Origin of the sequence: Sphingopyxis sp. (genome assembly GCF_019459305.1) — a bacterium.
Classification (GTDB): domain Bacteria; phylum Pseudomonadota; class Alphaproteobacteria; order Sphingomonadales; family Sphingomonadaceae; genus Sphingopyxis.
Genome location: NZ_JAIBES010000138.1, coordinates 41,377 through 52,080, shown reverse-complemented (window position 1 = coordinate 52,080; position 10,704 = coordinate 41,377). Strand labels below are relative to the sequence as shown.

At 65.4% G+C, this 10,704-nt stretch carries 11 protein-coding genes, 1 tRNA gene and 1 pseudogene; 6 read left to right on the top strand and 7 right to left on the bottom strand.

Annotation, left to right across the window (positions count from 1 at the left end):
• Positions 1 to 136 precede the first annotated feature (136 nt).
• The 3 genes and pseudogenes from K0M74_RS16910 to K0M74_RS16900 all read right to left on the bottom strand — a co-directional run.
• Positions 137 to 283: pseudogene (locus K0M74_RS16910) on the bottom strand (IS256 family transposase); the annotation flags it as partial.
• A gap of 139 nt (positions 284 to 422) precedes the next feature.
• Positions 423 to 497, bottom strand: a tRNA-Gln gene (locus tag K0M74_RS16905).
• 56 nt (positions 498 to 553) lie between these two features.
• The gene (locus K0M74_RS16900) at positions 554 to 1,639 is read right to left on the bottom strand and encodes a branched-chain amino acid aminotransferase (protein WP_293975108.1); all 1,086 of its coding nucleotides are present in this window, start codon (positions 1,637 to 1,639) and stop codon (positions 554 to 556) included.
• Positions 1,640 to 1,717: 78 nt separating this feature from the next.
• On the opposite strand from K0M74_RS16900, the gene K0M74_RS16895 reads away from it, so the two are divergent.
• Entirely contained in the window at positions 1,718 to 2,230 is a 513-nt protein-coding gene (locus K0M74_RS16895) for a MarR family transcriptional regulator (protein ID WP_293975105.1), read from the top strand.
• Here K0M74_RS16895 and K0M74_RS16890 read toward each other — a convergent pair.
• Positions 2,227 to 3,057: a pyrroline-5-carboxylate reductase gene (locus K0M74_RS16890; RefSeq protein WP_293975102.1), complete on the bottom strand. Its 831-nt coding sequence runs from the start codon at positions 3,055 to 3,057 to the stop codon at positions 2,227 to 2,229. The two genes, K0M74_RS16895 and K0M74_RS16890, sit on opposite strands and share 4 nt — an antisense overlap.
• Before the next feature lie 20 nt (positions 3,058 to 3,077).
• Positions 3,078 to 4,754: an alkaline phosphatase family protein gene (locus K0M74_RS16885; RefSeq protein ID WP_293975099.1), complete on the bottom strand. Its 1,677-nt coding sequence runs from the start codon at positions 4,752 to 4,754 to the stop codon at positions 3,078 to 3,080.
• A 125-nt stretch (positions 4,755 to 4,879) separates the two neighbouring features.
• On the opposite strand from K0M74_RS16885, the gene K0M74_RS16880 reads away from it, so the two are divergent.
• The 5 genes from K0M74_RS16880 to K0M74_RS16860 all read left to right on the top strand — a co-directional run bounded on the left by K0M74_RS16880 (position 4,880) and on the right by K0M74_RS16860 (position 9,305).
• On the top strand, positions 4,880 to 6,919 hold the full coding sequence (locus K0M74_RS16880; protein WP_366932697.1) for a thioredoxin family protein: 2,040 nt from the start codon (positions 4,880 to 4,882) through the stop codon (positions 6,917 to 6,919).
• Positions 6,919 to 7,659, top strand: a complete 741-nt coding sequence (locus K0M74_RS16875) for a TlyA family RNA methyltransferase (RefSeq protein ID WP_293975093.1) — start codon at positions 6,919 to 6,921, stop codon at positions 7,657 to 7,659. The genes K0M74_RS16880 and K0M74_RS16875 overlap by 1 nt, the downstream gene beginning before the upstream one ends.
• A gap of 61 nt (positions 7,660 to 7,720) precedes the next feature.
• Complete coding sequence (locus K0M74_RS16870) at positions 7,721 to 8,272, top strand: TspO/MBR family protein (RefSeq protein ID WP_293975090.1); 552 nt, start codon at positions 7,721 to 7,723, stop codon at positions 8,270 to 8,272.
• Positions 8,273 to 8,309: 37 nt separating this feature from the next.
• On the top strand, positions 8,310 to 8,642 hold the full coding sequence (locus tag K0M74_RS16865) for an accessory factor UbiK family protein (RefSeq protein WP_293975088.1): 333 nt from the start codon (positions 8,310 to 8,312) through the stop codon (positions 8,640 to 8,642).
• Positions 8,643 to 8,798: 156 nt separating this feature from the next.
• Positions 8,799 to 9,305, top strand: coding sequence for a YbjN domain-containing protein (locus K0M74_RS16860; RefSeq protein WP_293975085.1), 507 nt, complete (start codon positions 8,799 to 8,801; stop codon positions 9,303 to 9,305).
• Positions 9,306 to 9,453: 148 nt separating this feature from the next.
• On the opposite strand, the gene rplA is transcribed toward K0M74_RS16860, so the two are convergent.
• Positions 9,454 to 10,152 carry a 50S ribosomal protein L1 gene (rplA, locus tag K0M74_RS16855; protein ID WP_088441336.1) on the bottom strand — a complete coding sequence of 233 codons (699 nt, stop codon included), beginning with the start codon at positions 10,150 to 10,152 and terminating at the stop codon, positions 9,454 to 9,456.
• 4 nt (positions 10,153 to 10,156) lie between these two features.
• Positions 10,157 to 10,588: a 50S ribosomal protein L11 gene (gene rplK / locus K0M74_RS16850; RefSeq protein WP_293975083.1), complete on the bottom strand. Its 432-nt coding sequence runs from the start codon at positions 10,586 to 10,588 to the stop codon at positions 10,157 to 10,159.
• Positions 10,589 to 10,704 lie beyond the last annotated feature (116 nt).

Sequence of the window (10,704 nt, the reverse complement as noted above, 5' to 3'; positions counted from 1 at the left end):
CGCTCCAAACCGGCAGGGCTGTGAAAAGGCGGCCTGACGGACCTTGCAGCCGGAGTTCCGTTCTTCGCCACGGAGTCGCCCGCGCACAAGGGCCATAGCACAATTTTGCACGGAAAGGTCTTGTCCATCTCATCCGTGAGTGCAACTTGCTGCGATGCTGTGCGGGGAAGGTCATGTAGGCTAGGACGCCTTCTTCGGCGCTGTCCATAAGGACCGCCAGCTTGGGCACTGTCGGCCTGTGCTGATCGGCAACGCTGCGCCACTGCGCCTTGGCCGCCATGGCAGCATGATCAACCCGGCTTGGCCGTAGATCGCTAAGGCTACGCCGGCGAACCTACACCATCAAATGGGAACGACCGGCCTCCGTGTTTCATGCCCAGAGATTCGCGTTTGTTTCCAAATAGTTGCAAACCTGCATCGGCTGGTTGGGGCGGCAGGATTCGAACCTGCGAATGGCGGCATCAAAAGCCGCTGCCTTACCACTTGGCGACGCCCCAACGGGCCGGTGCGAGGGCGCTCTATAGCGCCTCGGCCCCTGTTGGCAAGGCGCCCCTTAGAGCCGCGTCACCCAGCCGTGCGGATCGGCGGCGCGGCCGCGCTGGATGTCGACCAGCTTGTCTTTCAACATACCCGTCACCTGCCCCGGACCGCCGGCGCCGATGGTAAAGCTGGTGTCGCCGCGCGTCACCTTGCCCACCGGGGTCACCACCGCAGCAGTGCCGCAAGCAAAGCTTTCGGTGAGCTTGCCGCTCTCTGAATCGGCCTGCCACTGGTCGATCGCATAGGGTTCCTCGCGCACCGTCAGCCCGGCGTCGCGTGCCAAGGTGATGATCGTGTCGCGGGTGATGCCGGGCAGAATCGTGCCGGTCAGCGGCGGGGTGACGACGCTGCCGTCGTCGAACACGAAGAACATGTTCATGCCCCCCAGTTCCTCGATCCAGCGATGTTCGGCAGCATCGAGGAAAACGACCTGGTCGTGCCCTTTGGCGATCGCCTCGCGCTGCGCGATCAGGCTAGAGGCATAATTGCCACCGCATTTGGCGGCGCCGGTGCCGCCCGGCGCGGCGCGAGTGTAATCTTCCGACACCCACAACGAGATCGCCGGGGCGCCCGATTTGAAATAATTGCCCACCGGCGAAGTGATGACGAGGAACTGATATTCCGCGGCGGGCTTCACCCCCAGGAAAACTTCGCTCGCGAACATGAAGGGGCGCAAGTACAGCGCGCCGCCATCGACCGGCGGGAACCAGGCGGCGTCGGCGGCGACGGCTTCCTTCACTGCGGCGATGAACAGCTCCTCGGGCATTTCGGCCATCGCCATGCGGCGCGCGCTGGCGTTGAAGCGCGCGGCGTTTGCCTCGACCCGGAATAGCGCCATAGACCCATCGTCGAGCCGGTATGCCTTCAGCCCCTCGAAAATCTCTTGCGCATAATGGAGCACCGCGGTCGCGGGGTCGAGCGTTAGCGGGCCGCGCGGCATCACCTGCGCGTCGTGCCAGCCCTGCCCCTCGGTATAACGGATCGACACCATATGGTCGGTAAAGACGCGCCCGAACGCCGGATCGGCAATCGCTGCCGCGCGCACATCGTCCGCCACGCGATTGGGGTGCGGCAGATGGGTAAAAGCGGGAGCGGACATGCAAAAACACCTGTGGCTGAGCGGTCTGTGGAGCGCGCCTCTTGCCAAAGTCGGGCGCCGCGCGCAACGGTAGTGACCATGGCTGAGGAAAATTTTCTTTCACAAGTACCCGCTGCGTCTGCCCTTTTCTTGCGCGAAGACGAAGTGCGTCGCGGCATCGAATTTCTGTTCTTCGCGCATGCGTCGCTGTGGCGGTCGATCGACGCGCAGCTTGCCGAGCAGGAGCTGGGGCGCGCGCATTACCGGGCGCTCTATTTCATCGCACGGCAGCCGGGGCTGACGATTTCGGACCTGCTCGCGCTGCTGGGGATCACCAAACAATCGCTGGGCCGGGTGGTGAAAGAGCTGGAAGCGCGTGACATGCTGACAACGCGCCCAGGAAACCGCGACCGGCGGCAAAAGGAACTGCGCCTGACCGAGGCCGGACGCACCATCGAAGCCGCGACCTTTGCGCTGCTGCGCGATACGATGAGCCGCGCCTATACCCATGCCGGACAACAGGCGGTGACCGGCTTCTGGCACGTTAGCGAGGCGCTCGTCCCCGCGCGCGACCGCAAACGCATTGCGGCGCTGGGGCGCGATCCGACTTAGCCCTCGCCGCGCGCCAGATCGGCCAGCTCGCGCCCGCGGTCGCGCGCCGCGCGGAGCACATTGGTGAGCAGCGCCGCAAGCTGGCCGTCGCTGTCGAGGACGTCGAGTCCCGCCTGCGTCGTGCCGCCCTTGCTCGCGACCTGCGCGATCAACACGCCTGGCTTCTCGCCGCTGTCGGCGAGCAGCGCCGTGGCGCCGCCAAAAGTTGCCGTGGCCAGTGCGAGCGAATCCTCTGCCGACAGGCCGAGGCGTTCGCCTGCGGCAGCGTAGGATTCGATCAGGCGAAAGACGAACGCCGGACCGCTGCCGGTAAAGGCGGTAACCAGATCCATCGTCGAATCATCGGCCAGCGTCACCGTCTGTCCCAGCGGATCGAGCAGCGCCGCGATCGCCGCGTCATCGGCGTCACCCAGCGTCGCCACCGCGGTCACCCCGGCGCCAATGCGCGCCGCGAGGTTAGGCAAGATGCGAACCTGCGCACCCGCACCCGGGAAACGCGCCGCAAGGTCGGCCAATGACACGCCCGCCAGGATCGACATCAAATGGACGCCGGCCGTTGCAAGCGGCGCCAGCACGTCGGCGACGTCGCCCAATTGCTGTGGCTTCATACCCAGCATGATCCAGTCGGCGGTGCCGCCGGCGGCCTGCCATTCCACCAGCGATGTGTATTGCACAACGCCATCGCGCGGCGCCGCCAAGGGGTCGACAATCGCAACCTGCACGCGGTCAAGCCCCGCCGCCAGCCAGCGATCGAGCATCGCGCCCGCCATGTTGCCACAGCCGACCAGCAATAACCGACCGGAGAAATCCCGCAAAAGCTTCGTCATATTCGTTTCTTTTCCACTCCCTAACGGCAGCTGCTGTCGGCACCCGACAGCAGGTCGAGGCAGCGCCCGTCGATCTGACCTGCATCGACCGAAATGCTGATCAGCGCCGCCAGCGTCGGCATGATGTCGACCGTCATCACCGCATTGGGCTGCTCGAATCCGGCCAGTCCCTTGCGCCAGAACAGCATCGGCACCCGCCGGTCATAATCCCACGCCGAGCCATGCGTCGCAACATAGCCGAGTCCCGATTCGGGAATCGGGGTGACGCGCGGTTTCAGGACCACGATAAAATCGCCCGACCGGTCCGGATGGAACGACGCGCGCAACTTGTCGTGCAGCGTCCAGGTGTCGGGCGCCTGTTTCGAAAATGGCCGGTTCGCCAGCTCATCCGCCTTCACTACCGCCTCGATCTGCGGATGCGCGCGCAACCGGGCCAAAATTTCGGCCTGCGCGGCCGTGCGTTGCGCCGGGGTCAGCGCCTTCGTCAGATACATGTCGCCGAACGGACCGTCACCATAGAGCAAGGGCTGCGGCAGTCCGAGCTTTTCGGCAACCGCCTTGCCCAGCGCGTCGGGGGCGAGCGCGCGATCGACGCGCTCGGCAGCAGGCCAGGCGTTCTGACGATTGCGTTCGGGCATGTCGTGGCCGCCATGATCAGCGGTCAGCGCGACAATATAGTCGATGCCCGTCGCATCCAGCCGCGCGAAAAAGTCACCGAGTTCGCGGTCGAGACCCATCATCTGGAGACACATTTCCGCGCCTGCGGTACCCACACCATGGCCGACATAATCGGTTGCCGACAGGCCGACGATCAGCAGGTCGGTGGCACTGCCCTCGCCCATCTTGCGCACCTGACGCAGCGCCGCTGCGGTTGCTAGGACCGCGCCATCAGCCTCGGGCGACGCGAGGAAGCGCCGGAAGTCGCCGGCATCGCGCGCCATGCGGCCCGTTCCGACGGTGGCGCCCTTGTCGCCGACCGGGATCGCGATGTCGTGCGCCGCGCAATCGGCGGGCAGCGCCAGCCCCGGTCGCGGCTGCGCGATCGCGGCGGCGATTGCCGCACCGGCCTGCGTTGCGGTCGGCGACAGGGTGGTGCCGCGGTAGCTGGTGAGGCCGTTGGGCGCGAGCCACAGCAGTTCGTCGGCCTGACGCCCGCCCATCATGATCGCGGCGCGGTCCTTGCCCGCGACCGATACGACCTGCGTCTTCGGATCGCGCGCTTTCATCATGTCGCCGAGGGTCGGGACGAGGAGATGGTTCACCGACGGCGCATATTTGCCGCCGCCCGACGCGGTGCCGGGGACACTTTCGTCTTCGGCGCAATAGATGCGCTTGTCTTCGCGGGCGACCGAGAGGTCGAAATAATTGTTGGCGACGATCCCCGCGCGCCCCGGGTGACTGCCGGTCAGGATCGTCGCATGGCCGGGGCAGGTTTCGGTGGCGGCCTGCGCCTGATAGCCAGACGGAAATACCACACCCGATGCGAGCCGTGCGAAGCCGCCGGTGAATTTGTCGCGATATTCGGCGAACAGGTCGGCGGACAGCTGGTCGACCGCGACCATCACAATCAGCTTGGGTGGCGGTGTCGCGGCGGTCACTTTCGGGACGGGCGGCGCTGAATTTTGCGCGAGTACGGTGCTGGCGCCGCCGACGCAGAGGGTAGCGGCCAGGGCGATTTTGAGATGTTTCAACGTCACGAGCGGCGGTCTCCGTTGCACAGGGTGTCAGCGCGGGCTGTCCTCTCGGCGAAACCCGCCTATATGGCAAGCCTCGAGAGACAGGTGACAGCGGAACCGGCATGGATCGCGGCAAGGACGTTTTTGTGACAGCGCTATGGCGCCCGGTGCTCGCGCTGCTGGCGTTCGCCTTGCTCGCGCTCAGCCCCGCACGGGCGCAGTCGACGCATATCCAGCCGAAGCTGGTCGCCGAATCCGCCGCGCCTGCATCCGGCGGCGGGACCACGCTTGCGCTGACCATGACCCCCGACAAGGGTTGGCACGGCTATTGGACTAATGGCGGCGACGCCGGATTCGGGCTGTCGGTCGAATGGAATTTGCCGGAGGGCGTTACGGTCGCGCCGTTTCGTTATCCGGTCCCCGAACCGCTGATCCTGTTCGGCATGATGAACCATGTTTACGAGCATCCCTATGCGCTGCTCGCCGACGTCGAAGTTGACGAAAGTGTCGCGCAGGGAAACGATTTGACGCTTTCGGGCGTCGCCAACTGGCTCGCCTGTACCGACAAGGTTTGCGTGCCTGAAAAGGCGGTGATTTCGGTTGCGCTCAAAGCGGGCGATGGCGCGGTGCCAGCCGCGTCGCGCACGCGTTTCGATGGCTGGCGCGCGTTGCTACCGCAGCCGCTCGATCGCAGCGGGACGTGGGAGCGGCGCGGCGATACCGTGCGCTTCGCCATCCCCCTGCCCGCCGGGCCGGCGCTCGAGGCACCCTATATTTTTATCGAAACGCAAAATCTGGTCGATTATGTCGCGCCGCAGAAATTCAGCCGCAACGGCGATTTCATCATCGTCGAGACCCGCGCTAAAGGTGAAGCCACCGGGCCAGTCGCGGCGCTGCTCAAACTTGGCGAGGGGCGCGGGCTGTCGGTGCAACTCGAGCCCGGAGCGGTGCCAGCTGCGGGTGAGGCGATCGCTGGAACGACCGACGTCATCGAACTTGGGCTGTTCTGGGCCGCGCTTGGCGGCGCGATCCTCGGCGGGCTGATTCTGAACCTGATGCCCTGCGTCTTTCCGATCCTCAGCCTCAAGGCGCTCAGCCTTGCGCGCTCGGGCGGCGATGCGCGATCGGCGAAGGTCGAGGCGCTCGCCTATACCGCAGGCGCCATCGTCACCGCGCTGCTGCTCGGCGCCGCGCTGCTCGCGCTGCGCGCCGCGGGCGAGCAGGTCGGCTGGGCGTTTCAGTTGCAACATCCGGTCAGCGTGCTGGCGCTGCTGATCCTCGCGCTCGCGATTACGCTTAACCTGCTGGGCACCTTTGACCTGCCATCGTTCGGCGGCGGGCAGGCGCTGGTCGACAAGGGCGGCGCAGCGGGCGGTTTCTGGACCGGCGCGCTCGCCGCCTTTGTCGCGACGCCATGCAGCGGCCCGTTGCTCGGTGCGGCGCTGGGCGCGACGCTGGTGCTGCCCGCATGGGCAGCGCTCCCGATTTTTGGCGGTCTCGGCCTTGGTCTTGCCCTCCCCTTCCTCGCGGTCGGTTTTGTCCCGGCGCTGCGCAACCGCCTGCCCAAGCCCGGGCCGTGGATGGACCGGTTCCGCAAATGGATGGCGCTGCCGATGGGGCTGACCGCGCTCGCGCTCGGCTGGCTGCTGTGGCGGCAATTGGGCAGCGGGTCGCAGCTGATCTGGCCGATCGTTGCGGTCGCCATGGCGCTCGTGCTTCTGACCCACTACGGCGCGATGCAGCGCGGCGACCGGCGGTCATGGCTGCTGATCGCGGCCGGACTGCTTTTCGTTGTTGGCCTTGGCGGCACCGTCACGGAAGTTGCCGACACCGAACGCACGACCGCGGCGAGCGGCTCGACGTTCTCGCCCGATGCGCTCGCAAAGGCGCGCGCCACCGGCAAGCCCGTTTTCGTCTATTTCACCGCCGACTGGTGCCTTTCGTGCAAGGCGAACGAGGCGGGGGCGATCAACCGCGAGGCGGTGCAGGACAAGTTTGACGCGGTGGGTGTCGTCACGCTCGTCGGCGACTGGACCAATGGCGACCCCGTCATCACCCGCACCCTCACCGAGCATGGCCGCAACAGTGTCCCGCTCTATCTGTGGTATGCGCCGGGCGCGGCAAAGCCCGAGATCCTGCCGCAGATCTTGACGCCGGGGATGCTGACTGAACAGGCGGGCGGTTGATGGCCAAGCAGCGCGCTGACCAGTTGCTCGTCGATCGCGGCCTCGCCGAAAGCCGGACGCGCGCGCAGGCGCTGATCCTCGCCGGGCTCGCCTTCGTGGGCGATCGCAAGATCGACAAGGCCGGGCAACAGGTCGCCGACGACGCCGAGATCAGCGTCAAGGGCCGCGACCATCCGTGGGTGTCGCGCGGCGGGGTCAAGCTCGACCATGCGCTTACCCACGTCGGCTGGGATGTGACGGGCGCGGTCGCGATCGACGTCGGGTCGTCCACTGGCGGCTTCACCGACGTGCTGCTCAGCCGCGGCGCGGCGCGCGTCTATGCGGTTGATTCAGGCACCAACCAGCTGGCGTGGAAGCTGCGCCAGGACGATCGCGTCATCGTCCACGAACAGACGAGCGCGCGCATCCTGACCGCCGCGCACATCCCCGAACCTGTCGACCTGATCGTCTGCGACGCCAGCTTCATCGCGCTGTCCAAAGTTCTGCCGGTGCCGATGAGCTTTGCCAAAGAGGATGCCCGCCTCGTCGCGCTGATCAAGCCGCAGTTCGAGGCCGAGCGGCACGAGGTCGGCAAAAAGGGAGTGATCCGCGATGCCGCGGTCCACGCGCGGGTGTGCGAAGAAGTGCGCGCCTGGATGGAACGCAGCGGCTGGCGCGTCGTTGACACCGTCGAAAGCCCGATCACCGGGCCGGAGGGTAATGTCGAATTTCTGATCGCCGCGATCAAAGCTGCCGCTTGACGCCAGCCCCGCCCGCCGCAACATCCTAGATCCACCGATTCCCGCGCAAAGGACCATGTGCATGACCGAGATCGCTACACCGGGCCAGCTTCGTATGTCGTATCTGCGCTGGGCGCTGGTGACCGTCCCCGCCATCGTCCTGATCGGCAGCCTGATGGGCGTGCTGTCGAACAGCGGTTACGGCAATCGCTGGTTCGCCTCGCTTGACCTGCCCGCGATCACCCCGCCCGGCTGGGTGTTCGGGGTGGTCTGGCCGATCCTCTACATCATGCTCGGTTTGTCGCTGGCGATGATCCTGCACGCGCGCGGCGCCAAGGGGCGCGGCTTTGCGTTGACGCTGTTTTTTGTTCAGCTGATCGCCAACTTCGCTTGGTCACCCCTGTTCTTTGGCCAATATCAGGTGACGAGCGCGCTTTATCTGATCATCTTCATCCTGATGATGACGATCGCCACCACCTTTGCTTTTGCCTCGATCCGCAAGGCCGCGGCTTGGCTGCTCGTCCCTTACATGGTCTGGCTGAGCTTCGCCGCGATCCTGAATTTTCAGATCGACCAGCGCAATCCCGACGCCGAAACCCTTGTCCCAACCGCCGCCAGCACCCAGATAGGGTGACGGCAAGGGACTGAACGTCCGACAAAGGAATTTGAAGATGCAGAGCGAGAACCGCTTTTTCGACGATCTGGCCAAGATGGTGAACGGCGTTGCCGGAACCGTTGCTGGTGCCGGCCGCGAGGCCGAGGCCGCGATGCGCGAACGCGCCAAGGAATGGGTCGGCCGGATGGATTTCGTCAGCCGCGAAGAATTTGAAGCGGTGAAGCAGATGGCGGCGACGGCGCGCGCCGAGACCGAAGCGCTGAAGGCGCGGCTCGACAAGCTGGAAGGCGGAGCGAAGCCTGCGGCGGCGCCGAAGGCCGCGGCGGCAAAGCCTGCTGCCGCGAAGCCTGTGACTGCCAAGCCCGCAGCAAAGCCGAAAGCGAAATAGCGAAAGAAGCGTCGCCCCCGCGATGGGGGCCGCCAGCGGCGTAGCATGAGGTTGCCAATGGCCGTGTCAGGCGGCGCGTGACTCTGGCCACCCATCGCGGGGGCGACGGATATTCCCGGACTCGCCACTCCCGCCAAACCCCGCTAAAGCGCCCCCATGAGCGAAGATATTTACGACGACGAAGACGGTCAGGACGCCGCGCCGATGGACATGCTGTCCTCCTATTTCGCCGCGCACGACTGGCCGCACGAGATGGTCGGCGAGGACGAGATCGTCGCGACGGCGCAGGGTAGCTGGACAACTTATGAGCTGCGCGCGGTATGGCGCGCCGACGACGGCGTCATCCAACTGCTCGCTTTTCCCGACATCCGCGTGGTCGAAGACAAGCGCGCTGTCGCGCATGAGGCGCTGGCGCTGATCAACGAACAATTGTGGCTTGGCCATTTCGAGCTGTGGTCGAACAGCGGCACGATCCTGTTCCGCCACGGCATGCTGATCGGTAGCGACGCATCGCTGTCGCTCGACATGACCGAAACGCTGATCGAAAGCGCGATCGACGAATGCGAGCGCTTTTACCCGGTGTTCCAGTTCGTGCTGTGGGGCGGCAAGTCCCCCGCCGAAGCGCTGGCAGCATCGCTGATCGAAACGCGCGGCGAAGCTTAGCCTTTTTGCGGCCTGCCTTCGGGGAGGCGCGGCTTTGCACGCGCCACGACATTTCCGGTTGGTCCCTCGGGCCTCCTGACGGTCGGGATACCCAAAAAGAAAAGGGCCGGAGTTTCCCCCGGCCCTTCGCTAAATCAGTTGGTGCCGCTCAGGCGCCGGTCACGTCGGCCGTATCGACCTTCACGCCCGGACCCATCGACGACGACAGCGCGATCTTGCGAACGTACTTGCCCTTGGCGCCAGCCGGCTTCGCCTTGACGATCGCGTCGACGAAGGCGTCGAAGTTCTGGCGGAGCTTTTCCTCGCCGAACGACAGCTTGCCCAGACCAGCGTGGATGATGCCGGCCTTTTCGACGCGGAATTCGATCTGACCGCCTTTGGCGGCCTTCACGGCTTCGGCGACGTTCGGGGTGACGGTGCCCAGCTTCGGGTTCGGCATCAGGCCCTTCGGACCCAGCGTCTTACCGAGGCGGCCGACGATGCCCATCATGTCCGGCGTCGCGATGACGCGGCCATAGTCGAGGTTGCCCGCGAGCATGTCTTCCATCAGGTCTTCGGCACCGACCTTGTCGGCACCGGCGGCCAGCGCCTTGTCGGCGTTGTCGCCGCGCGCGAACACGGCGACCTTGACGTCCTTGCCGGTCCCGGCGGGAAGCGTCACGACGCCGCGGACCATCTGGTCGGCGTGGCGCGGATCGACGCCCAGGTTCAGAGCGACTTCGAGCGTTTCGTCGAACTTGGCCGAGGCCAGCTCGCGCACGGTCTTGAGCGCTTCGTCAACGGTGTGCAGCTTGAGGCTGTCAACCTTGCCCTCGAGGGACTTCTGCTTCTTGGTCAGCTTTGCCATCGGATCAGCCCTCCGTCACTTCGAGGCCCATCGAGCGCGCGCTGCCCTCGATGATCTTCGTCGCTTGTTCCAGATCGTTCGCGTTGAGATCCTTCATCTTGATCTCGGCGATTTCGGTCAATTTCGAGCGGGCGATCTTGCCGCCGCTGATCTTGCCAGGCTCTTTCGAACCCGACTTCAGGTTTGCGGCCTTCTTGATCAGATAGGTCGCGGGGGGCGTTTTCGTGACGAACGAAAAGCTCTTGTCCGCGAACACGGTGATGATGGTCGGGGTCGGGGTGCCCTTTTCCAGGGAATCGGTCACGGCGTTGAACGCCTTGCAGAATTCCATGATGTTGACACCGCGCTGGCCGAGTGCCGGCCCGAGCGGCGGCGATGGGTTTGCGGTCCCTGCCGGAACTTGCAGCTTGATATAGCCGCTGATCTTCTTAGCCATGATGGCCTCCTATCTTTCTGTCGGTCCCGCCGTGCAGCGAGACCTCAAAATAAGCGGTCGAACAGAAGGGCATCACCCCTTCCTCCCGCGCGGAATCACGCCCTTATCTGACGCGA